The organism is Halomonas sp. A3H3, assembly GCF_000982975.1.
Taxonomy (GTDB): domain Bacteria; phylum Pseudomonadota; class Gammaproteobacteria; order Pseudomonadales; family Halomonadaceae; genus Vreelandella; species Vreelandella titanicae.
In genome coordinates, this window is record NZ_HG423343.1 from 1,103,704 (window position 1) to 1,127,556 (window position 23,853).

Below are 23,853 nucleotides of genomic sequence, written 5' to 3' on the forward strand. Positions count from 1 at the left end.
TCTTCCGATAGTTTAGTGACGTATCGTCAGCTATCGATAGCGTAGCTGTACGCCTGTCTGACCCTGGACATCCTGCAGCGCCAGCAGTAAGTCGTCGCTCGGTGCGACTTTCCACTCATCGGCAAGTTCCAGCCAAGCCACTGCCGCTGGGTGGCGGTACTGCAGGCGCACCGGCAACCCCTCTTGATCGCGATACGGCGTCAGGCTGTCGCGCAGGGTTTCAATTAAGCGGCCATTGATCTGCCCCGCGTCCAATGCCAGTTCCACGGCTTGGCCGTAGCGAATGCGCGCCGTCACCATTGGTGTAACGTCTTTACCGCGTAGGCGCAGGCCACCAGAGTATTCGTCGCTGGAGACTTCGCCCTCAACGATGAGTACCTGATCAGCCTCAATCTGACCGCGTAGTTGCTCGAATAGCTCCCCAAACAGCGAAGCTTCAATACGCCCGGTGCGGTCATCCAGGGTGATAAACGCCATGGTATCACCACGCTTTGACTTCATGGTGCGCACGCCGACCACTAGCCCAGCAACGCGCTGGGGGTCGCGAGAAGGTTTTAAATCGCTGATCCGCGTGGAGACAAAACGTTTTAGCTCCCGCTCGTACTCGTCGATCGGGTGCCCTGTCAGGTAAAGCCCCAGGGTATCTTTCTCCCCTGAGAGCCGTTCGCGATCGGTCCACTCACGGGCGTTGATGTATTCGGCGTAAACGTTGCTGTCACCGTCACTTTCATCGGCCGCGGCGAACGCATCACCAAACATATCCAGCATGCCCAGATTCTGATTGGCGTGGTTTTGGGAAGCGGCTTTTAGCGCGTCCTCCATCGCTGCGAACAGCACCGCACGATTGGGGCCTAGGGTATCCAGCGCGCCGGAGCGAATCAGCGCCTCCAGGGTGCGCTTATTCATCCGCTTGGGATCAATGCGGCGGCAGAAATCGAAGATATCTTTAAAGGGGCCATCTGCCTCGCGGGCTTCGACAATGGCGCCAATGGGCCCTTCGCCCACGCCGCGAATTGCGCCTAGCCCATAGACCACACGCGCATCGGTATCGACGGTGAACTTGTAACCACCGACGTTGACGTTCGGCGGCGTTACGGTGAGCTTGAGGTTCCGACACTCCTCAATCAGCGGCACCACTTTATCCAGGTTGTCCATTTCCGTGGACATAACGGCGGCCATAAAGGGCCCCGGATAGTGGGCTTTCAGCCACGCAGTTTGGTAAGACACCAGCGCGTAGGCAGCCGAGTGAGACTTGTTAAAGCCGTAACCGGCGAATTTCTCTACCAGGTCAAAGATGTTACCGGCCAGGTCTTTATCGATACCGTTGGCGGCACACCCCTCCATAAAGCCGTCACGCTGCTTGGCCATCTCTTCGGGCTTTTTCTTACCCATGGCACGGCGCAGCATATCGGCCTGGCCGAGGCTGTAGCCTGCCATTACCTGAGCGATCTGCATGACCTGCTCTTGGTAGAGGATGATGCCGTAGGTGGGCGCCAAGACAGGTTTCAACAGCTCGTGCTGGTAATCCGGGTGTGGATAAGAGACTTCGGCCCGGCCGTGCTTACGGTTGATAAAGTCGTCGACCATGCCCGACTGCAGTGGGCCGGGGCGGAACAGTGCCACCAGGGCGATCATATCGTCCAGGGAGTCAGGCAGCAGGCGCTTGATCAGCTCCTTCATGCCGCGGGATTCGAGCTGGAAGACCGCCGTGGTTTCAGCGCGCTTGAGCATCTCGAAGGTTGGCGCGTCGTCCAGCGGGATGCTGTCGATGTTGAGCGGATCCTGGCCGTTAACGCTGCGCACCTTGTCGACCATCTCTAGTGCCCAGTCGATAATCGTCAGCGTCCGCAGGCCCAGGAAGTCGAACTTGACCAGCCCCGCCTCTTCAATATCGTTTTTATCGAACTGTACCACCAAGCCGGAGCCATCTTCATCGCAGAGCAGCGGTGAGAAATCGGTCAGTTTGGTGGGGGCGATGACCACGCCACCGGCGTGCTTGCCGGTGCCCCGGGTGGTGCCCTCAAGCTTGAGCGCCATTTCCCAGATCTCTTCGGCCTCTTCATCGTTGCCGATAAACTCTTTGAGCGCGGGTTCCTGCTCAATCGCCTTGGCCAGGGTCATGCCTACTTCAAAGGGAATCAGCTTGGAGAGCTTATCCCCCAGCGAGTACGGACGGCCTTGGGCACGGGCGACGTCGCGCACCACGGCCTTCGCCGCCATGGTGCCAAAAGTAACAATCTGGGAGACCGCATTGCGCCCGTAGCGCTCGGCTACGTACTCGATCACCTTGTCGCGTTTTTCCATGCAGAAGTCGACGTCAAAGTCGGGCATGGAGACACGTTCGGGGTTAAGAAAGCGCTCGAACAGCAGGTCGTAGCCAATCGGGTCTAAGTCAGTGATCTTTTGCGCGTAGGCCACTAGCGAACCAGCACCGGAACCACGCCCCGGGCCTACCGGTACGCGGTTGTCCTTGGCCCACTGGATGAAGTCCATCACGATCAGGAAGTAGCCAGGGAACCCCATCTGGATAATAACGTTGAGCTCGAACTCCAGCCGGTCGCGGTAGCGCTGGTCGATCGCCTGGTACTCTTCGCTGTCGCGGGGGTAGCGTTCAGCGGGAAACAAAAAATCCAACCGCTCGGTTAAACCGTCATGGGATACTTTGCGGAAGAACTCATCCTGGGTCATCCCTTCGGGAATGCCGAACTCGGGCAGGAAAATCTCGCCCAGGCGCACATCCACGCTGCAGCGCTCGGCGATCATCACGCTGTTTTCCAGCGCTTCGGGGATATCGGCAAACAGCGCCGCCATCTCGTCGGGGCTTTTTAAGTACTGCTCTTCAGTGTAGCGGCGTTCGCGGCGTGGGTCGTCCAGCGCTTTACCTTCACCGATGGCGACGCGGGTCTCGTGGGCCCAATAATCTTCGCGCTCAAGAAAGCGCACGTCATTGGTCGCCACCACTGGCGTGCCTGTTTCAATGGCCAGCTTGACGCTGGCGTGAACGCAGGCCTCTTCCAGCGGGCGCCCGGTGCGAATCAACTCTAGATAAAAGCGCTCGGGAAAGGCCGCCTGCCACTCTTCGAGCAGCACCCGCGCATCCTGTTCGTGATCAGATAGCAGGTGGCGGCCAATCTCACCCTCCCGCGCGCCGGAAAGCGCAATCAAGCCTTCGCTCTGCTCCAGCACCCACTGTTTATCGAGAATGGCGCGCCCCTGCCGTTGACCATGCGTCCAACCTTTCGAGATCAACTCGGTCAGGTTGCGATAGCCAATATCGTTCATCGCCAGCAGCGTTAGCCGGTAAGGGTGGGACTCGTCATGGGGATTATGGAGCCATAAGTCGCTGCCAATAATCGGCTTCAACCCCGCCCCCTGGGCGGCTTTGTAGAACTTCACCAGGCCGAACAGGTTGGTTTCATCGGTCAAGGCCAGCGCTGGCATCGCCCGTTCAGCCGTGGTGCTAACCAGCGACTTTAGCTTCACTAAGCCATCGACCAGGGAATATTCACTGTGCAAACGTAAATGAACGAACGGAACCGTCATGAGACTCTCAGCAAAACGCTAGGTGAAGAAAAATACGTTAAAGCAGCGCCAACTGACGCTGCACAGGCGCGAAGCTACGACGATGTTCGGCCAGTGGCCCGTGAGCTGCAAGCGCCGTCAGGTGCTCTTTGGTCGGGTAGCCTTTATGGCGCGCAAAACCATACTCAGGATAGCACTCATCCAAGGCGACCATCTGCGCATCGCGAGCGACCTTGGCCAAAATCGACGCCGCGGCAATCGCACAGTGGCGTGAATCGCCCTTTACCACGGCCTGGCCAGGCAACAGATGGCCAGGTAATTTGTTGCCATCCACGAGTAGATATTCCGCCGCCGGTGCCAGCGCATCAATGGCTCGACGCATGGCCAAGTGGGTGGCGTGGTAAATATTCAGCGCATCCACTTCTGCTGCGCTGGCTTCTGCCACGGCAAAGGCCAGCGCCCGCTCGCGAATTTGTGTATCCAGTGCTTCACGCCTGCGCGCCGTCAACTTTTTAGAGTCGGTAAGACCGTCAATCGGCTGAGCGGGGTCGAGAATCACCGCCGCGGCCACCACGCTGCCGATCAGCGGCCCTCGGCCTACTTCATCGACCCCCGCCAGCCGCTCGCCGCTGTAGGCAATTTCCAGCGTTGGAAAATCCTTGTGCTCGATCAACCATTGCTCAATGGCCATCAACACTCTCCAGCGGCTGACCCGCGGCCAACAGGTTAATCGCCTCGGCGGCGCGACGGCTGGCGTTACGCTGGAGCGTAGCGTGCATCTCGGCAAAGCGTGTTTCCAAAGCATGTCGACTTGCCTCGTCGGCCAACATAGCGCTGAGCTGGTCGGCAATCGCCTCTGGAGAGGCGGCGTCTTGAATCAGCTCGGGTACCAGCGTCTTCTGGGCAATCAAATTGGGTAGCGATACCCACTGGGTTTTCACCATTCGTTTAGCCAGCCAGTGGGTGGCTGGGGCCATTTTGTAGGCCACTAGCATGGTGCGGTGGCACAACATGGCTTCCAGCGCGGCGGTCCCCGAGGCCAGCAGTACCACATCGCTCGCCACCATGGCTTCGCGGGCCTGACCATCCAAAAGCGCAGTACGCTCCACCAACAGCGGGTAACTAGCCAGCAGTGCGCTGATTTCCCGGCGGCGATCAGCGGTGGCTGCAGGAATCACCACTTGCAGCGTGGGGTGGCGCTGGCAGAGCTGTTCGGCAGCGTTAAGAAAGGTGTCACCCAAAAAGCGAATTTCATTGGCCCGGGAGCCGGGCAGCAGCGCTAACACCTGACTATCCGGCGCCAGCTTCAGCGCCTGACGGGTGGCAATACGGTCATTTTCCAGCGGCATTTCGTCGGCCAGAGGGTGACCCACAAAGGCAACGGGAACACGGTGTTTGCGATAGAAGGCGGCTTCAAAAGGCAGCAGTGTCAGCATGCCGTCCACCGATTTAGAGATGCCTTTTACCCGCCCCTGACGCCACGCCCATACGGAAGGGCTTACGTAATGGGCAGTGGTAATACCCGTTTCGCGGAGCTGGCGCTCCAGGCCTAAATTGAAATCAGGCGCATCGATGCCGAGCATAATATCCGGCTGCCAGGCCAGCGCTTCGGCTTTTAGGGTGCGCCGCACACGGATCAGTTCGGGGAGATGCTTAAGCACTTCAACCAGCCCCATTACCGCGAGGGTCTCTAAAGGGAAGCGGCTCTCCATGCCTTCCGCCTGCATGCGCGGCCCGCCGATGCCACGAAACTCGACGCCAGGGTAGCGTGCTTTAAGCTCGCGCATCAGCCCAGCGCCGAGGATATCGCCGGAGAGTTCCCCAGCCACGAGATAGACACGTTGCAGGGTCATAAAATGATTAGCATGGGTTAACGGGTGATGCCGCGGGTAGAACGCTCAATGGAGGCGGCGAAATGCTCGATCTCGGGCAAATCAAAGCGGCTACGCATTTCGACAAGCGCCTGCTCTGTAGTCAGCCCCTGGCGATAAACCATTTTATAGGCGGTGGTTAAGGCGCTAACTGCTTCGCGGCTAAAGCCGCGGCGCTTTAAGCCCACTAGGTTGAGTCCACGCGCTTCGGCAGGGTTGCCATTAATCATGATATAGGCGGGTGTGTCCTTGGTGATAATCGAGCCACCACCGGCCATGGCGTGATCGCCAAAGTGACAGAACTGATGCACTGCCGCCAACCCACCCAGAATGGCATGATCACCGACGGTGACATGGCCCGCCAAGGTAACCTGATTGGCTAAAATGCAGTCGTTACCAATCACGCAGTCATGGCCGACATGCACGTAGGCCATAAACAGGTTGCGCGAACCAATGGTGGTTTCGCTGCGATCCTGAACGGTGCCTCGATGAATCGTGGCGCCTTCACGGACCACATTATCGTCGCCCATCACTAACCGCGTGGGTTCGCCTGCGTATTTTTTGTCCTGACAGTCTTCACCTACCGAGGCAAACTGAAAGATACGCGTACGTTCGCCTAGCGAGGTGGGGCCTTTAACCACCACATGAGGGCCTATCACGGAGCCCGCGCCGATCGTGACGTCGGGGCCAATGATGCTAAAGGGGCCAACCTCAACGTCGTCGGCAAGGCGCGCCGCCGGGTCGACCAGTGCAGTCGGATGTATCAAGCCACCTTCCTCTCGGCACAAATAATTTCTGCTTCGCAGGCCAGCTCACCGTCAACCGTGGCACGGCATGCAAATTTCCAGATACCCCGTTTACCTCTAATCACGTCGGCCTCTAAGGTGAGCTTGTCGCCCGGCATTACCGGGCGTTTAAAGCGCACTTTATCGCTGCCCACGAGATAGTACACATAACCATCGGCAGGCAGTTTATTGACCGTTTTAAAACCGAGAATGCCGCATACCTGGGCCAGGGCTTCAATCACCAGTACGCCGGGCATAATCGGGTGATGCGGAAAGTGGCCGTTAAAAAATGGCTCATTAATGCTGACATTTTTGTACGCAACGATGGATTCGCCGGTGGTTAATTGCGTTACTCGATCCACCAGCAAAAAGGGGTAACGGTGGGGCAAGTACTCGCGAATTTCATTGATATCCATAACCATCGTAGCGACCTCTAAAATAACAAAAACCTGCAGCTCCTGAAGAGTGTCAGGCAAATACCAGCACGTGCACTGGTTAAAAGGCTGTGGATTATACCCCGCTGTTATCTAGTCTCAAACCAGCAGCGGGTAAAAGTCATGCAGCCGTTACTATTCACGTTGCTTTTTTTCCAATCGAGCCAGGCGCTTAGCGATGTCATCAAGCTGTTTAAAACGCACCGCGTTTTTACGCCACTGGGCATTAGCCATGGCGCCAGTACCGGATGAGTAGACCCCCGGTTCATGGATTGAGTTCGTGACAAGGCTCATACCTGTCACCTGAACGCCGTCGCAAATGGTTAGGTGACCGGATAAACCGACCCCACCACCCAGCATGCAGTGCTTACCGACCTTGGTCGAACCAGCAATGCCCACACAGCCTGCTAAGGCGCTGTGGTCACCGATAATGACGTTATGGGCGATTTGTACCTGACTATCAATTTTGACGTCATCACCAATCACCGTATCTCCCAAAGCGCCACGATCGATGCTGGAGCAACTGCCTACTTCAACGTCGTCGCCAAGCACTACGCCCCCCAATTGGGCGATTTTATGCCAGCCAGCGCCATCGTGGGCAAACCCGAAGCCGTCGCCGCCAATCACACAGCCGCTTTGCAAGATGCCCCGTTTACCGATAACCACGCCATGGCAGAGGGTGACATTGGCGTGCAGGCGCGTTGCTTCGCCGATAATTGTATCGGCTCCCACCACGCTGCCCGCCCCAATGACCACACGGTCGCCCAGCACCACGCCTGATTCAATCACTGCATGAGCTTGAATGCAGACATCGGCGCCTAGCTGAGCATCTTCCGCCACGACGGCGGTGGGGTGAATACCGACGATATCGCGGGCAGGCAGTGGGTCAAACAACTGCGATAGCTTGGCATAGCCCAAGTAAGGGTTATCGATTTCCAGACGCGCTACCGGGCAGTGCTTGCCATGCTCAGGGTGCAGCAATACCGCGGCCGCCTTGGTCGTCGCCAAATCTTTCAGGTAGGCACGATTGGCCAGAAAAGCCACTTGATCCGGCTGCGCTTCTTTTAGCGTCGCCAAGCCGCGTATCGGCTGCTGGGCATTACCGCTGACGGCAATGCCCAATTGGCGCGCAATGTCTGCGAGGGTAAAGTGATGAGAAGCGTGCGTCATGGGAGCCCAGGGAAGCGTTGGTGTGGCCTGACCACACCAATTAGCGTTTAAATTTAGTTCAAGGTATCAAAAATCTGGGTGACTTCATCGGTCACATTGGGCAGATCCACACCTGAGTGCAGTACGCCCTGGGGTTCAACCAGCACATCAATACCATGGCGTTCCAGCACTTCTGCTACCGCTTGTTCCAGCTTAGGCTCGGCGCCTTCTAAAAACTGCTGCTCGGAACGCTGCTGTGCCTGCATTACTTCCTGGCGAAGCTGTTCAAAACGGCTGCCTTTCTGCTGAAGCTCGCTAATCAGCGACTCCCGCTGGGACTGAGCCATCGTTTCGCCTTCGTTCTGCAAACGCTGCTGAAGCTGCTGCAACTCATTACCCAGGTTTTGCGCTTCACGCTGCTGATTGCCAATTTGCCCTTCCAGAGTACTCATTGACGCCTGTGCGGACTGGGTATTCATCAATGCTGCTCGCCAATCCAACACTGCTACTTCTGCAGCGTGAGCGGGCAAAATCATCGCGCCCAACAGGCATACCACCGCTGTCAGTTTACGCATCATGTTATCTCCTTAGGTCACGCTAGCGCGCGCCACCATGGCACGCGGTCTAGCAAAATTAGAACGTTTGCCCTTTAGAACGTTTGTCCTAATGAGAACTGGAAGAACTGAGTGTCGTCACCGCTCTTATCGTTCAATGGCTCAGCAATGCTAAAGGTCAGCGGGCCTACCGGTGTCAGCCAAGAGAGGCCAATACCGGCGCTGTAGCGCAAATCGCCTAGATCAACGCCGGAGTTACACTGCTGACGCCCTGCGTCTTCTGCAAGCACATCGTAGCAAGAGGTCAGGAAGGTATTACCGCCATCCAAGAATAGCGATGTTTGCAGCGCGCGCTGATCTTCAACAAAGGGCAGCGGGAAAATGATCTCGGCGCTACCTTCTACTGAAACGTTACCGCCCAGCGTGCGGTCACGGCCACCTTCGGTTGCTGGCGTGGTGCGCTGCCCAAGCGTATTCGACGTGAAGCCACGCACCGAGCCAAGACCACCCGCGTAGAAGTTTTCATAGAAGGGGAAGGGATCGTTGCCGCCCAGCGTATCGGCATAGCCGACATTGCCGGTAAATTTGAACGCCCAGGACTCGTCATCGTTAATCGGGAAGAGCTGTTGAGCACGGGCGCGCAGCTTGTAGTACTCCGAATCACTGCCCGGCACGCCGGTTTCCAGCGACAGTCGCTGATAGTTGCCATCGGTCGGCATAATACCGCGGTTGAGATTGTTGCGTGTCCAACTAGCGGTCAGCTTCAGGCTTTGCGCATCTTCGCCCTGATCTTCCACATAGCGACGAATTTCTGAGGCCGTGTCGAAGTAGGTTTTCACCGTTAGGTCTTCAACGCTGGCACCGAAGTTAAGACGCGACAGTTCGCTTACGGGGTAACCAAAGTTGATACCGGCACCATAGGCATCCGTCGAGAACGTCGAAATATCCGAATCGGCGTAATCTGTTTCGCGGTAAAAAACATTGTAGCCGCGAGAAATGCCATCCAACGTCCAGTAGGGATCAGTGAAGCCAAAGTTCACACTGGTAAAGGTGTCGCTGCGCTGAGCCCCTACATTGACCCGGTTACCCGTACCCAAGAAGTTATTTTGTGACAAGCCGACACCGTAAATAACCCCGGCACTCTGGGAGAAACCAACGCTGGCAGAGACCGACCCCGAGGGCTGCTCTTCGACATTATAAGTAACGTCGAGTAAATCCGGCTCACCAGGTACAGGCTGGGTATCCACTTCTACTTGGCTAAAAAAGCCCAGGCGTTCAAGGCGCTGACGCGATTGTGTAATGGCTTCGGTGGAAGCGGGTGCGCCCTCCAACTGAATCATTTCACGCCGCAGTACTTCATCCTGAGTAGTCGTATTACCGTAGAACTCGATACGACGCACGTAGGCGCGTTCACCGGGATTGACAGCAATCACCAGATCGACCGTTTCACCGTCCCCTGCCATTTCAGGCACGCCTTGAATATCAGCAAAGGCGAAGCCTTCGGCACCCAAACGCTGGCGCAGGGCTTCGGTGGAGGCATTCACATCGCCGCGGGAGAAAATCTCTCCCTCTTTAACGGTGAGTAACTGGCGAGCTTCGTTTTCGCTGATCTGTAGATCACCCGCGAAACGAATATCACCTACCCGGTACTGGGCGCCTTCATCGACGTTTAGTGTAATAAAGATTTCGGATTTTTCCGGACCAATCGACACCTGAGTCGAGGTGACATCGAAGTTGACGTAGCCACGATCTAGGTAGAACGAGCGCAGCCGCTCAATATCACCGGAAAGCGCTTCACGGGAGTACTCGTCGCTAGAGAACCAGCCGAAAAAGCGTCCTGGCCGATCATTTAACTCAAACACGCCACGCAGCGTTTCATCATCAAAGGCTTCGTTACCAACGATATTGATTTGGCGAATCTTGGCCACTTCGCCTTCGTTGATATTGATATTGACCTGTACCCGGCCCTCATCAACCTCTTCCACTTCGGTATCGATGCTGGCGCTGTAGCGACCTTGAGACTGGTAGACGCCTTCCAGCTCGCGCTGTATCTCTTCCAGCGTAGAGAGCTCCAGTACCTGACCTTCCGAGAGCCCCGATTCACGCAAACCATTGCGCAAGTCCTCTTCGGAGATCTGATCGTTGCCGCTGATCTGTAGCCGCGCAATAGTCGGACGCTCGACGACCTGAATAACCAGTACATCGCCTTCGCGTGCCAGGGAGACATCGTCAAATAGCCCTGTGGCAAATAAGTCACGGGCAGCAGCAGCTAATTGCTCTTCGCTGACGCGCTCATTGGCACTCACCGGAAATGCATTGAAGACCGAGGCGGCGGATACCCGCTGCAGTCCTTCCACTCGAATGTCTGAAACATCAAAGGATTGTGCTTGGGCGCCGCTGGCGCCTGCCAGCAAGAGTGCCGCCATTCCAAGGGTCTTGATTTTCATGCAGTCAATTCGCTCGCGTTGGTCTGCCTATCATTCCAGAAAGGCACCATATACATTTGTGCAGGCAGATGACAAGGCATCCTGCGCGCTACACGCGTCATTACCACAGGCGCATCAGATCAAAATAGAGGGCCATCAACATCAGGGTGCCGACCATGGCAAGCCCAATGCGCAGTCCTACGGCTTGGGTTCTTTCGGATACTGGCCGTCCACGCACGACCTCCATAAAATAATAGAGCAAGTGGCCACCATCGAGCACCGGGATAGGTAGTAAGTTTAGTACCCCAAGGCTGATAGAAAGATACGCTAGAAAGCCAATAAACGCTTCCATCCCTGCACGGGCCGAATCACCAGAGATCTGTGCAATGGTGATTGGCCCGGACAAATTGGAAGGCGAGATAAGCCCGACAAACATTTTGCGTATGGCATCTAAGGTTAAGAGCGTCATCTCTCCAGTGCGCGAAACAGCCTGGCCTACCGCTTCGATAGGGCCGTAACGGATTTCACGCTGAAACGCTGCTGGCCACTCGACCTGCTCGGCGCCTGCACCGATATAACCAATTTCAACCCCAGTGTCCAAGCGGTTACGCCCGGGGGTTAAATCAACACTCGACTGCTCGCCATTACGTTCATAGGTGAGCTGCAGCGTTTCACCTGGATTACCTCGCACCATATTAACGAAGTGCATCCAATCATCCACTGGTTCGCCATTAATCGCCACCATCCTATCGCCCGCCTCAAGGCCTGCTTGCTCGGCGGCCTCTCCGCTCACTACTTGGCCTAAAACGGCCGGAAATTCCGGCTGCCAAGGAGTAATACCCAGCGATTGCAGCGGCTGTGGCGGATCTTGGCGAACCAAATAATCAGTCACCGATAAGCCAAAACGTTGAGGGTCGCTCGCGCCTTCGGGGCGGGCGTCTATATCCAGCTCACCGCTGAAACCAATAATCGATACCAGTTTGAGGTTAACATCTTCCCAAGAGCGCATCTCATCGCCCTGAATGGCGACAATTTCATCGCCATTGGCAAGTCCGGCTTCGGCGGCGGGCGAGTCAGGCGCAACGCTACCTACCATTGGCGACACCACCGTGGTACCCGCCACGAACAGTGCCCAGTAAGCCACAATCGCTAACAAGAAGTTGGCGATTGGCCCTGCCGCCACAATCGCAATGCGCTGCCACACGGTTTTGCGGTTAAATGCCTGATCAAGCTGCTCTTCCGGAACCGGCGCCTCACGCTCATCGAGCATTTTGACATAGCCACCCAGCGGAATGGCGGCTATCGCGAACTCGGTGCCGTGGCGGTCAACCCGCGACCATAGCGGCTTACCAAAGCCTACAGAAAACCGTAGCACTTTGACCCCACAGCGCCTCGCCACCCAAAAATGGCCAAACTCGTGGAAGGTCACTAACAGGCCCAACACCACAATGACCGCTAAAATATTCTGTATAAGGCCCACACTGAACTCCTTAATGCCCCGCTCTAACGACCAGCCCAGCGAATGCTTAAGCGTATCATTTTGTTACCAGTTCCAGCGCCTGCTGTCGCGCCCACTGATCCGTTGCTAATACGCTATCAAGGCTATCAACACGGCCTTGATAGGGGCGCGACAAGACGTCGGCGACCAGTTGCCCAATGGCTGTAAAGCCGATTCGACGCTGTAGGAATGCTTCAACTGCAACCTCATTGGCAGCGTTGAGCACAACGGGTGCCATGCCACCTTGCCGCATCGCTTCACGGGCAAGCCCTAAACAGGGGAAGCGAGTTTCATCGGGGGCTTCAAAATCAAGCCGCGCCACCTGAAAAAGATCCAGTGTCTCAACCCCGGCATCAATGCGCTCCGGCCACGCTAGCCCGTAGGCGATGGGGATGCGCATATCAGGATTACCCAACTGTGCAATCACCGAACCATCTTGATACGCCGCCATGGAGTGAATCACGCTTTGAGGGTGCACCACCACCTGGATTTGTTCGGGCGTGGCATCAAACAGCCAGCAGGCTTCAATAAGCTCTAGCCCTTTATTCATCAGTGTGGCGCTATCCACCGATATTTTACGTCCCATTGACCAGTTCGGGTGAGCGCAGGCCTGTTCGGGAGTGACATTATTGATTTCCGCCTGGCTCCAGGTACGAAACGGCCCGCCAGAGGCCGTTAGCAGCAGTTGACGAACGCCGTGCTTGGCAAGTCCGCCGCGGTGCTCCGCAGGTAGACACTGGTAAATGGCATTATGTTCGGAATCAATCGGTAGTAATGTTGCGCCAGAGCGGGAAACGGCCTCCATAAACAGCGCGCCGCTCATCACCAGCGCCTCCTTATTGGCCAGTAACACGCGCTTGCCTGCTTCCGCAGCGGCTAGGGCAGGCAGTAAGCCCGCCGAGCCGACAATGGCCGCCATTACGCAGTCGACGCTGGCGTCCCGGGCAACATCGCACAGCGCCTCTGGGCCTGCGCTCACGTCAGTTGACTGCCCAGCCCGCTTAAGCTCTTGGCGCAGCCAAGCGGCATCGGCCTCATTATCCAACACGGCGACCGCAGGGCGATGCGCCAAGCACTGCGCTAGCAGAGCCTCTTTTGAGGTGTGCGCGGTCAGGGCATGCACGCAATAGCGGTCTGGGTGGCGACTAATCACATCCAGCGTGCTAGTGCCCACAGAGCCTGTCGAGCCAAGCACGGTCACACGTTGCCTATTAGCGAGTTGGCTCATAGCGGCGGCACCCGAGCAAACACCTCAACCAGTACTTCCACATAGAACAGTGCAAACAGCGGTATCGCCGCGGTGAGGCTATCAATGCGATCCAGCACACCGCCATGGCCGGGCAGCAACTGGCTCGAATCTTTGATATTACGATGGCGCTTGAGCATGCTTTCCAGTAGATCCCCTAGCACAGAGGCCAAAGTGACCACGGCGGTGATGAGTATCAGGGTAATTCCACCCACCAGGCCCAGCGGCAACCACAGCGCAAAGAGAATAGCCAGAATAGTGGTCGCCGCTAAGCCGCCGTATACGCCCTCCCATGATTTGCCAGGGCTCACGTGGGGAGCCAATTTGCGCTTGCCCCAGTGTCGCCCCACAAAGTAGGCGCCGATATCCGCGCACCAAACCAGCAGCAGCACAAACAGCAGCCAAGCCATACCGATGTCACGCAGAACGTTAAAGCCCACCCAGCAGGGCAATAGCACCCACAGGCCCATCGCCAGGCGCCGCACGGTGGACTGCCACTGCTCACCCGCCGCAGGGTAGCGGGTTACCCAGTAGAGATTCACCAGCCAACCGGCAGCAGAGAACCAAAGCGGCCATATTGAGGTGGCGGCTCCGGCCAGCCACATGACCAGCATCAACACCGCCATCACGGCCACTAGCTGAGCACGCTGTGCCGTACGGGTAACGCCCGCCAGATTGGCCCACTCCCAAGTGGCGAGTAGCACCATCAACGCCGTAAATAGCGCAAAAGCGCCGCCGTCTAAACCAAACAGGCCAGCCAGCACCAGGGGTGCTAGCCAGGCTGCGGTGATAATCCGCTGTTTAAGCACCCTGCGCCTCTATTTGTTCGTCCGTCATGCCAAAGCGACGACGGCGCTGGCAGAAGTCGTTTAATGCCGCATCAAACGCATCCGCACCGAAATCGGGCCATAGCAGCGGGGAAAAGTGCAGCTCAGCATAGGCCAACTGCCAAAGCATAAAGTTGGATAGCCGCTGCTCACCACTGGTACGTATACACAGATCCACCGGCGGCACGTCATCAGTCCCCATTGCAGTGTCGAAGCACGCTTCATCGATTTGCTCAGGCGATAACTCCCCAGCCGCCACCTGCTCGGCTAAGGTGCGCGCCGCCCGTGCGATATCCCACTGCCCCCCATAGTTGGCGGCAATCACCAGATGCATCCCTGTATTGTCCGCGGTTAACGCTTCAGCACGCTGAATATGCTTTTGGATGGCGTGGGAAAAACCCCGCTGTTCGCCAATGATCGAGAGGCGCACATTACGCTCATTGAGCTTTTTGACTTCACGCTTAAGCGCCATCAAAAACAGCTCCATCAAGGCGTTGACCTCTGCGGCCGGACGCTTCCAGTTTTCGCTGGAGAAAGCAAACAGGCTGAGGGTTTGCACCTCGCGCTCGGCGGCTCGCTGAATCACCGCACGAACGGTTTCCACCCCAGCCCGGTGCCCACGCACCCCCGAAAGCCCGCGCGCGCGCGCCCAGCGGTTATTGCCATCCATAATGATGGCAACGTGAGACGGCGGGGCCTCCCCGGCCAGAGAAGACGCGCTGGCGTCGTCCGGCTGTTTTTCAGGAAGCTGCGGTGACGTCATGGATTCTCGCACCAAAGGTCAGTCATAAAAAAACCAGCCAGAGTGTGGCAAAACGGGCAGCCAAAGCTGCCCGCGGCTGAATAAAGCACAGGTTTATACCTGCATGAGATCCTGCTCTTTTGCAGTCAGCGCTTTATCGATCTCAGCAATATACTTGTCGGTCAGCTTTTGAATCGCATCTTCGCCTTCACGCTGATCGTCTTCGGTAATCTCTTTATCTTTTAACAACGACTTGAAATCACCGTTAGCATCACGACGTACGTTACGCACGGCAACGCGAGCGTTTTCAGCTTCGCTACGCGCCTGCTTGATATAACCTTTGCGGGTCTCTTCGGTGAGCATCGGCATTGGCACACGGATCACGTTGCCTGCACTGGCCGGGTTCAAGCCAAGATCAGAGGTCATGATGGCCTTTTCGATCTTCTGCACCATGCCCTGCTCCCACGGCGCAATCGTCAGCGTGCGAGCGTCCTCAACGTTGACCGATGCCACTTGGCTAAGCGGTACCTGGCTGCCGTAATAGTCCACGGTAACGGCGTCTAAAATGCTCGGGTGAGCACGACCGGTACGAATTTTATTGAAGTTGCTATGCAGCGCCTCAACGCTTTTTTGCATGCGCGAATCGGCATCTTTCTTAATATCGTTGATCACGTCATTACCCTCTGTATATCAGCGTGCCTTCCTTGCCCCCTACGACCATATTCAGTAGGGCGCCAGGCTTATTCATATCAAATACCCGCACCGGCATATTATGGTCACGTACCAGGCAGATAGCGGTCAAATCCATAACGCCCAATTTTTGATCCAGGGCGTCGTCGTAAGAGAGCTGGTCGTACTTCACCGCATCCGGATGTTTTACCGGGTCTTTATTGTAGACGCCATCGACTTTGGTCGCCTTGATCACTACGTCGGCGTCCACCTCAATGCCGCGCAAACAAGCTGCAGAATCGGTGGTGAAGAAGGGGTTGCCTGTGCCTGCAGAGAACAGCACTACGTCCCCGGAGGTTAAGTAGCGAATGGCCGTGCGACGGTCGTAGTGCTCTACAACGCCGCTCATTGGGATAGCCGACATCACGCGCGAGCGGATATTGGAGCGCTCTAGCGCATCACGCATTGCCAGCGCATTCATTACGGTCGCCAGCATGCCCATATGGTCACCGGTGACGCGATCCATGCCAGCCTCATTGAGCGCCGCACCGCGAAACAAGTTACCACCGCCAATCACGATGCCTACCTGTACCCCAATACCGACGAGCTGGCCGATCTCCAACGCCATCCGGTCAAGCACTTTAGGGTCAATACCAAAATCGTGTTCACCCATCAGCGCTTCGCCAGAAAGCTTGAGCAAAATACGTTTGTATTTTGACTTCGAACCCTCAGCCTTGCTGGGTGCTACATGGGGGGTAGGTTCTTGAACATCACGCGACATGGCATCTCTCCTGAGGCAGACCTGTAAACAGGCAGGCGGGGCAGCCCCGCTGTATAAACCCGTTATCAGGGTCGGCTAACTAACACCGGTTATACAGGGGCCGGATACGCGAAGGCGTGCGCTCACGCGCACGCCATCTTTTTTCTGAAACCTCTGACCTCAGCGACGGCCAGCCTGTTCCATAACTTCTTTAGCGAAGTCGACTTCTTCTTTCTCGATACCTTCACCAACTTCAAAGCGTGTGAAGCTTACCACTTCGCCGCCTGCGGCTTTCACGTACTCAGCCACAGTCTGGTTCGGGTCTTTAACAAACGGCTGCTCGGTCAGGCTGTTTTCTGCCAAGTACTTTTTCAAGCGGCCCTGAACCATTTTCTCTGCGATCTGCTCCGGCTTACCGGCCATATCCGGCTGCGCCAGAATAATCGCTTTTTCCTGATCCAACTGCTCTTGGGGCATATCGGCAGGATGCGCAACCGCAGGGTTGATCGCCGCCACGTGCATTGCAACGTCTTTCGCGACTTGCGAATTGCCGCCTGTTAGCACGGTCAGAACGCCAATGCGGCCACCGTGGACGTACTCGCCTACCAGACCACCGTCAACAGCGTTCACTACGATGGCACGACGCACACCGATATTCTCACCGATTTTCTGAACCAACTGCTCGCGGGCAGTTTCCAGTTCGCCAGCCATAACGGCGGCAACATCTTCGCTTTTCGCGGTGAAGAAAGCACCGGCGATTTTGTCAGCAAACGCGATGAAGTTGTCATCACGAGCAACAAAGTCGGTCTCGGAGTTGATTTCAACCATTACGCCGTAGCTGCCGTCTTCCGCTACACGCGTAACCACTACACCTTCTGCGGCGATACGATCGGCTTTCTTCGCTGCTTTTAGGCCGGAGCTTTTGCGCAGGTTTTCAATCGCAACTTCGATATCACCGTCGGCTTCGGTGAGTGCTTTTTTACACTCCATCATGCCGAGACCGGTACGTTCGCGAAGTTCCTTGACCTGAGAGGCGCTGATAGCTGCCATGAGAATTCACCTCTGAAATGGTTCTATGAGAGTTAGACGCAACACAGAGTATAGGCATGATAAATGACCATCATGTATCACGCTGCCCTATGTCTCTCTGTATTACGGGGCCGGTATTGAGTGCCGGCAAATTCGTCCGCGCAGACAGTTCATCTGTAGCGGGAAAAAGGGGGCAAAGCCCCCTTTATCTTGATGCGGCACACCTGCTCACCGCACCCACTGCTGCGATTACTCAGCGGCAGTGTTGTCTTCAGCTGCAGCGGCCTCTTCGGTCACTTCAACAAACTCTTGAGCGTTGGCTTCTTTGGCACGGCCACACGCATCCGCAATCGCTTTTACGTAGATCTGGATAGCGCGGATAGAGTCATCGTTGCCGGGAATTACGTAGTCAACGCCATCGGGGTTGGAGTTAGTATCCACCACGCCGATAACCGGGATGCCCAGCTTGTTGGCTTCGTTGATCGCGATGCGCTCGTGGTCAACGTCGATCACGAACAGTGCGTCCGGTAGGCCGCCCATGTTCTTGATACCGCCGATAGAACGCTCAAGTTTGTCCTGCTCGCGAGTCGCCATCAAGACTTCTTTCTTGGTCAGCTTCTCGAACGTGCCGTCTTCGCGCATGGTTTCAAGATCACGCAGACGCTTAATGGACTGACGGATGGTCTTGAAGTTAGTCAACATGCCGCCCAACCAGCGATGGTTGACGAAAGGCTGACCAGCACGGTTAGCTTCTTCTTTAATTACCTTGCTAGCGCTGCGCTTGGTGCCAACAAACAAAATTTTGTTGTTGGATGCCGCCATCTTCTCGACCACATCGATCGCTTCGTTCAGCGCCGGAAGGGTGTGCTCAAGGTTGATGATGTGAATCTTGTTGCGCGCGCCGAAGATAAATTTGCTCATCTTCGGGTTCCAGTACTTGGTCTGGTGGCCGAAGTGAGCACCTGCTTTAAGCAGGTCACGCATATTAACGTGAGACATGGTAGAACTCCTAAAACTCGGGTTAGGCCTCCACGCACCCCATGGATCCGACCGTTGACCACGTTAGACGCTGCCAGCGGCACCCGGGACCATGTGCCGGTGCATGTGTGTTTTTAAGGCTTGATAGTAAGCATCGCGCCCGTAAGTCGAGCACGCTGCGGATTCATCGCCCTGCCCTACTGCGTACTTCCCAGCCAAGAAGCTCGGAATCACGATTGCAGGAAAGCGCGCGGCTTTATACCATAGATCATTGCCAAGATGAAGTCGCACCCCGTTTGACGGTCTTAAATTGCGCCATTCAATTTTCCATTCTGCATTCATATCGAGCATTCATGAACGTTCCTATCAAGACGCCTTCTGAAATCGAACACATGCGCGAAGCCGGGCGCCAAGCGGCTAGCGTGATTGAAATGATCACCCCCCATATCCAGGCAGGCATTAGCACGGGGGAAATTGACCGTCTCTGCCATGAGTATATTGTTAACGAGCTAGGCTCGACCCCTGCACCGCTGAATTACCATGGTTTTCCCAAGGCGACCTGCACGTCGATCAACCATGTGGTGTGCCACGGCATCCCCGACGACGCCAAGAAGCTCAAAAATGGCGATATCATGAACCTGGATATCACCGTTAAGACCACCGACGGCTATCACGGCGACTCCAGCGTGATGTTCGTAGTGGGTGAGACGATTCAGGGCGAACGGCTGTGTCGCATTACTCAGGAATGCCTGTATAAAAGCATCGAGCTGGTGAGGCCTGGCGTACGCCTCTCGGAGCTTGCCCGCGTGATTCAAAAACATGCCGAAAGCAACGGCTACTCCGTCGTTCGCGACTTCTGTGGCCACGGCATCGGCGCCGAATTCCACGAAGAGCCGCAGTTTTTACACTACGACGGCTACGCACCGGATGCCGACATTAAGCTCGCCGCAGGCATGTGCTTTACCATCGAGCCGATGATTAACGTCGGCGGGTATAAAACCAAGGTGCTACGCGATGGCTGGACCGCCGTCACTAAAGACCGCAGCCTTTCAGCGCAGTGGGAACATACGCTGCTGGTGACCGAGGGCGGCGTTGAAGTGCTGACCGCGCGTGGCGATGAAGACTTCAGTTTTCTAACCAACTGATGCTATTACACCACCACCGGTTTGAGCCGGACACCACGCTTTACGACCTGGATCTTTTCCGCACTGAGCTTGCCGGTTCACGCTCGCCGGTGGCACCCTTCAAGGCCGCGCTGCGCGAGCTACAGGCGCGCCTGGACGACCAGTTTCGCGCCGGTGCAGACATTCGCGACCTTGTGCGCGGCCGCGCCTGGTACCTGGATCAGTTGCTGGCGATTGCCTGGGCACAGCATGAGTGGCCCGACGATGGTATTGCACTGGTGGCGGTAGGCGGCTATGGCCGTGGTGAGCTACACCCCCACTCGGATATCGATCTGCTGCTGCTACTGGAGCAGGACGATGACACCGCCTATCGTGAACCGCTGACCGCCTTTATCACCTTCTTGTGGGATATTGGCCTGGAAATTGGTCATAGCGTTCGCTCGCTTAGCGACTGCGAGCGGGAAGCCGAAGCGGATGTCACGGTGATTACCAACCTACTCGAATCTCGCCTGATTGCGGGGCCAGAAAGCCTGCGCGAAGCGATGCGCGAACGCCTCAGCGCCGAACATATTTGGCCCGCCGACCGCTTTTTTGAAGCCAAGTGGCAGGAGCAGATTTCCCGCCACTACCGCTATAACAACTCCGAGTACCACTTAGAGCCGAACCTCAAAAGCTCCCCCGGCGGGCTGCGCGACATCCAGATGATCGGCTGGGTGGCCAAGCGCCACTTCGGTACCGAACAGTACACCGATATCGTCGCCAACGGCTTTATGAACGACGCCGAACTGCGCATTTTAAGCCAGGGGCAGGCGTTCTTGTGGCAGGTGCGCTATGCCCTGCATATGCTTACCGACCGCGCCGAAGACCGCCTGCTGTTTGACCACCAGCGCACCATCGCCGAAATGTTTGGCTTTCGCGATACGCCGGAACGTCTGGCGGTTGAGCAGTTCATGAAGCGCTATTACCGGCACGTCACCGCGCTGGCGGGACTCAACGATATGCTGCTGCAGCACTTTGACGAGGTCATCCTGCGCGGCAAAGAAGCGCTGGAAACCGTCAAACTCAACGAGCGCTTTGAAACCAAAGGCGGCTATATCCAGGTTCGCTCGCGGACACTTTTCCGTGAACGCCCCGCGGCGATGCTGGAGCTATTCCTACTGATGGCCAAGCACCCCGAAATCGAAGGAGTGCGTGCCGATACCATCCGACTAATTCGCGATCATCGCCACCAGATTGACGACCACTACCGGGAAGACCCGCGCCACCAGCGGCTCTTTATGGCTATTCTGCGCGCCCCCGGCAATGTGCCCCGCCAGTTGCGGCGCATGAACCGCTACGGGATTCTGGGCAAATACCTGCCCGAATTTGGCCGCGCCATAGGGCTGATGCAGCACGACCTTTTCCACATTTACACGGTCGATGCCCACACCCTGCTGCTGCTCAAATTTCTGCACAATTTTCGCAAACCGGAAGCGAAGGGTGACTTTCCAGTGGCGGTGGCATTGATGCAGCAGTTGCCCAAGCTCGACCTGTTGTGGATCGCCGGGCTGTTTCACGACATTGGCAAGGGCCGCGGCGGCGACCACTCGGAAATCGGCGCCCGGGACGTTGAGCATTTTTGTCAGCGCCACCACGTCTCGCCCCACGACACGAACCTGGTCAGTTGGCTGGTTGAGCACCATCTATTGATGTCGATGACGGCGCAAAAGCGCGATATCAGCGACCCCGATGTGATTCGTGATTTTGCCTTGATCGTGCGTAACGAAACGCGCCTGGACTACCTTTACGTGCTCACCGTGGCCGACATCAATGCCACTAACCCCACGCTGTGGAACGGTTGGCGGGCGTCGCTGCTGCGCCAGCTGTACGCCGAAACCAAGCGTGCCCTGCGCCGCGGCCTGAATAATCCGCCCGACCGCGACGACTGGGTGCGGGAAACGCGCACCGAAGCACGCTCTTTGCTGCAAACCATCGGCGTTAATCGTGAGCAAATCGATCATCTTTGGGAATCGCTAGGGGAAGACTACTTCCTGCAGTACGCCCCCAGCGAAATCGTTTGGCAGACCCAGGGCATTCTCAATCACAACCAGTCGCCGCTGCCGTTGGTGTTGATCAGCGCACCTACTGCGGACATGTCCGAAGGCGGCACCAAAGTGTTTATCCACACCCGTTCGGTGGACGACCTTTTCGCTGCTACCGCCGCTGCCATGGAGCAGTTGGGGCTCTCGATTCACGATGCGCGCATTGCGACCTCCCACAACGATTGGACGCTCAACACCTTTATTGTGCTCGACAGCCATGGTCAGCCCATACGTGACCCAGGCCACATCGAAGAGATGCGCCGGCACCTGGTGGAAGAGCTCGATGACCCTGATGACTACCCGGATATCGTCACCCGCCACACGCCGCGCCAGCTCAAGCATTTCAAGGTACCCACGGAGGTGCTGATTGAGCAGGATCCGGCCAATGAGCGCACGCTGCTGGAGCTAACGGCTCCCGACCGCCCCGGCCTGCTGGCCCGGGTGGGACGTATCTTTATGGAGCAGGACATCTCGCTGTCCGCGGCAAAAATCGCCACCCTCGGCGAGCGGGTAGAAGACGTCTTTTTTATTACCACCAAAGCAGGCGAACCGCTGACTGACCCCGAGCGCCAGCAGCAGCTGCGCGAACGTCTGATTGAAGTGTTGGGCGTTTAAAAGATAATTCACCGAACCCCGAGGCTGATGCAGAGATTGTAGTGCCAAGCCTGGGGGCGAGGGTAGGTTTCCGCGAGGGCGCTGTGAACCCCTCCAGGGGCGCTACTTTCGCCATCTGACCGCCAGGGATGGCGGAAATGCCGGAATTGTCAGGAATTTTTTCCGGCCATGGCGAAAGACCCTCGCTCCAACCTACCCTCGCTCCCGTCTATCGAGTGTCTGTAAAAGTATTCATTGCAAAATCACACCCTCGTTAGGTTTGAGCCTGCACCGGGCCTTGCCTATAATCGACGGTTTACGCCGCCAGCCATCAACGGACACATCATGAACGCCGACCTCGACGCCCTGCATCCTTACCCGTTTGAAAAGCTGGCCGCGCTGAAGGCCGCATTAACGCCCCCAGCTGACTTGGCGCATATTCCGCTGACCATTGGCGAACCCCAGCACGCGCCCTTTCCTGCGGCGCTTGAAGCGCTGGTGGCGCACCAGCTGGAAATGGCCCGTTATCCCGCGACCAATGGCCTGCCAGCGCTCCGCCAAACCATCGCCAACTGGGCAAGCCAACGCTTTCAACTGCGCGAACTCGACAGCGAACGGCACGTGGTGCCCGTTAACGGCACTCGGGAAGCCATTTTTGCCTTTGTGCAGGCGGCGTTGGATCGCACCCGCCCGGCGAAAGTCGCGGTGCCCAATCCGTTTTATCAAATCTACGAAGGTGCGACGCTGCTGGCAGGCGGTGAGCCGCTCTATTTAGACTGTACCGCTGAGAACAATTTTCGACCTGACGTTAACGCCGTGCCCGCCGCGACGTGGCGCGACGTGCAAATCGTCTTTATCTGCTCGCCGGGCAACCCCACCGGCGCGGTCACGTCCCTTGATGAATTTAAGCAGCTGATTGCCCTCGCCGACGAACACGACTTTATTATCGCCTCGGACGAGTGTTACTCGGAGCTCTACCTTGACGAAACAGCCCCACCACCAGGGTTGCTGCAAGCCTGCGCCGATCTGGGCCGTGATGATTACCGGCGCTGCGTGGTGTTTCACTCGCTCTCCAAGCGCTCCAACTTGCCGGGCCTGCGCTCGGGCTTTGTGGCGGGGGATGCGGCACTGCTCACACCGTTTAAGCGCTACCGCACTTACCATGGCTGTGCCATGTCGCTGCCGTTGCAGCACGCCTCTATCGCCGCCTGGCAGGATGAGCAGCACGTACGCGCCAACCGCGACGCCTACCGCGAAAAATTTAGCGCGGTCACCCAGGTGCTTGCCCCAGTCATGGATTTTCCCGCGCCACAAGCTAGCTTTTACCTATGGCCTGCGGTGCCCGGTGGCGACGATATCGCCTTCACGCAGAGGCTGTTTGCCGAACAGCACGTTAGCGTACTGCCCGGCAGCCTAATGGGACGCAGGGGTGAAAATGGCGTTAACCCCGGCGCAGGGCGTTTGCGCCTAGCGCTGGTGGCTGAGCTAGCGCCCACCCTTGAAGCCGCCCAACGAATTCGCCATCTCATCGAGCGCGGTTAACTTATTCCACATTCTCTGGTTC

The 23,853-nt window shown here is 56.9% G+C and carries 20 protein-coding genes; 3 read left to right on the forward strand and 17 right to left on the reverse strand.

Features of this window, described 5'->3' with window-relative positions:
• Nucleotides 1–30: 30 nt before the first annotated feature.
• From dnaE to HALA3H3_RS04875, 17 genes are all read right to left on the reverse strand, one after another.
• The gene (gene dnaE, locus HALA3H3_RS04795; protein WP_022520185.1) at nucleotides 31–3,543 is read right to left on the reverse strand and encodes a DNA polymerase III subunit alpha; all 3,513 of its coding nucleotides are present in this window, start codon (nucleotides 3,541–3,543) and stop codon (nucleotides 31–33) included.
• 37 nt (nucleotides 3,544–3,580) lie between these two features.
• The gene (rnhB, locus tag HALA3H3_RS04800) at nucleotides 3,581–4,213 is read right to left on the reverse strand and encodes a ribonuclease HII (protein WP_022520186.1); all 633 of its coding nucleotides are present in this window, start codon (nucleotides 4,211–4,213) and stop codon (nucleotides 3,581–3,583) included.
• Nucleotides 4,203–5,375, reverse strand: coding sequence for a lipid-A-disaccharide synthase (gene lpxB / locus HALA3H3_RS04805; RefSeq protein WP_022520187.1), 1,173 nt, complete (start codon nucleotides 5,373–5,375; stop codon nucleotides 4,203–4,205). Before lpxB ends, rnhB begins: the two co-directional genes overlap by 11 nt.
• A 17-nt stretch (nucleotides 5,376–5,392) precedes the next feature.
• Entirely contained in the window at nucleotides 5,393–6,160 is a 768-nt protein-coding gene (lpxA, locus tag HALA3H3_RS04810; RefSeq protein ID WP_022520188.1) for an acyl-ACP--UDP-N-acetylglucosamine O-acyltransferase, read from the reverse strand.
• Nucleotides 6,157–6,600, reverse strand: a complete 444-nt coding sequence (fabZ, locus tag HALA3H3_RS04815; protein WP_022520189.1) for a 3-hydroxyacyl-ACP dehydratase FabZ — start codon at nucleotides 6,598–6,600, stop codon at nucleotides 6,157–6,159. Before fabZ ends, lpxA begins: the two co-directional genes overlap by 4 nt.
• 147 nt (nucleotides 6,601–6,747) lie before the next feature.
• The gene (gene lpxD / locus HALA3H3_RS04820) at nucleotides 6,748–7,782 is read right to left on the reverse strand and encodes a UDP-3-O-(3-hydroxymyristoyl)glucosamine N-acyltransferase (protein ID WP_009288490.1); all 1,035 of its coding nucleotides are present in this window, start codon (nucleotides 7,780–7,782) and stop codon (nucleotides 6,748–6,750) included.
• A gap of 53 nt (nucleotides 7,783–7,835) precedes the next feature.
• On the reverse strand, nucleotides 7,836–8,336 hold the full coding sequence (locus tag HALA3H3_RS04825; protein ID WP_027957768.1) for an OmpH/Skp family outer membrane protein: 501 nt from the start codon (nucleotides 8,334–8,336) through the stop codon (nucleotides 7,836–7,838).
• Between the two features lie 74 nt (nucleotides 8,337–8,410).
• Complete coding sequence (gene bamA / locus HALA3H3_RS04830) at nucleotides 8,411–10,762, reverse strand: outer membrane protein assembly factor BamA (protein WP_022520190.1); 2,352 nt, start codon at nucleotides 10,760–10,762, stop codon at nucleotides 8,411–8,413.
• A gap of 100 nt (nucleotides 10,763–10,862) precedes the next feature.
• Complete coding sequence (gene rseP / locus HALA3H3_RS04835) at nucleotides 10,863–12,221, reverse strand: RIP metalloprotease RseP (RefSeq protein ID WP_022520191.1); 1,359 nt, start codon at nucleotides 12,219–12,221, stop codon at nucleotides 10,863–10,865.
• Between the two features lie 55 nt (nucleotides 12,222–12,276).
• On the reverse strand, nucleotides 12,277–13,467 hold the full coding sequence (gene ispC, locus HALA3H3_RS04840; protein ID WP_022520192.1) for a 1-deoxy-D-xylulose-5-phosphate reductoisomerase: 1,191 nt from the start codon (nucleotides 13,465–13,467) through the stop codon (nucleotides 12,277–12,279).
• On the reverse strand, nucleotides 13,464–14,294 hold the full coding sequence (locus tag HALA3H3_RS04845; protein WP_009288631.1) for a phosphatidate cytidylyltransferase: 831 nt from the start codon (nucleotides 14,292–14,294) through the stop codon (nucleotides 13,464–13,466). The genes ispC and HALA3H3_RS04845 overlap by 4 nt, the downstream gene beginning before the upstream one ends.
• On the reverse strand, nucleotides 14,287–15,075 hold the full coding sequence (gene uppS / locus HALA3H3_RS04850) for a polyprenyl diphosphate synthase (protein ID WP_022520193.1): 789 nt from the start codon (nucleotides 15,073–15,075) through the stop codon (nucleotides 14,287–14,289). The genes HALA3H3_RS04845 and uppS overlap by 8 nt, the downstream gene beginning before the upstream one ends.
• Before the next feature lie 93 nt (nucleotides 15,076–15,168).
• Nucleotides 15,169–15,726 (reverse strand): ribosome recycling factor, encoded by a 558-nt coding sequence (gene frr / locus HALA3H3_RS04855; RefSeq protein ID WP_009288629.1) that lies wholly within the window; start codon nucleotides 15,724–15,726, stop codon nucleotides 15,169–15,171.
• A 4-nt stretch (nucleotides 15,727–15,730) separates the two neighbouring features.
• Nucleotides 15,731–16,504 carry a UMP kinase gene (gene pyrH, locus HALA3H3_RS04860; RefSeq protein WP_007111718.1) on the reverse strand — a complete coding sequence of 258 codons (774 nt, stop codon included), beginning with the start codon at nucleotides 16,502–16,504 and terminating at the stop codon, nucleotides 15,731–15,733.
• 159 nt (nucleotides 16,505–16,663) lie between these two features.
• A complete protein-coding gene (tsf, locus tag HALA3H3_RS04865) occupies nucleotides 16,664–17,533 on the reverse strand; it encodes a translation elongation factor Ts (RefSeq protein WP_009288628.1) in 870 nt (289 codons plus the stop codon).
• A gap of 228 nt (nucleotides 17,534–17,761) precedes the next feature.
• On the reverse strand, nucleotides 17,762–18,511 hold the full coding sequence (rpsB, locus tag HALA3H3_RS04870; protein ID WP_009288627.1) for a 30S ribosomal protein S2: 750 nt from the start codon (nucleotides 18,509–18,511) through the stop codon (nucleotides 17,762–17,764).
• A gap of 63 nt (nucleotides 18,512–18,574) precedes the next feature.
• A complete protein-coding gene (locus HALA3H3_RS04875) occupies nucleotides 18,575–18,841 on the reverse strand; it encodes a hypothetical protein (RefSeq protein ID WP_027957764.1) in 267 nt (88 codons plus the stop codon).
• 2 nt (nucleotides 18,842–18,843) lie between these two features.
• Here HALA3H3_RS04875 and map point away from each other — a divergent pair, with 2 nt between their 5' ends.
• The 3 genes from map to dapC all read left to right on the forward strand — a co-directional run bounded on the left by map (nucleotide 18,844) and on the right by dapC (nucleotide 23,831).
• Entirely contained in the window at nucleotides 18,844–19,635 is a 792-nt protein-coding gene (gene map, locus HALA3H3_RS04880; protein ID WP_022520194.1) for a type I methionyl aminopeptidase, read from the forward strand.
• Nucleotides 19,635–22,310 carry a [protein-PII] uridylyltransferase gene (locus HALA3H3_RS04885; RefSeq protein ID WP_022520195.1) on the forward strand — a complete coding sequence of 892 codons (2,676 nt, stop codon included), beginning with the start codon at nucleotides 19,635–19,637 and terminating at the stop codon, nucleotides 22,308–22,310. The genes map and HALA3H3_RS04885 overlap by 1 nt, the downstream gene beginning before the upstream one ends.
• 324 nt (nucleotides 22,311–22,634) lie before the next feature.
• On the forward strand, nucleotides 22,635–23,831 hold the full coding sequence (gene dapC / locus HALA3H3_RS04890; protein ID WP_022520196.1) for a succinyldiaminopimelate transaminase: 1,197 nt from the start codon (nucleotides 22,635–22,637) through the stop codon (nucleotides 23,829–23,831).
• Nucleotides 23,832–23,853: the final 22 nt, after the last annotated feature.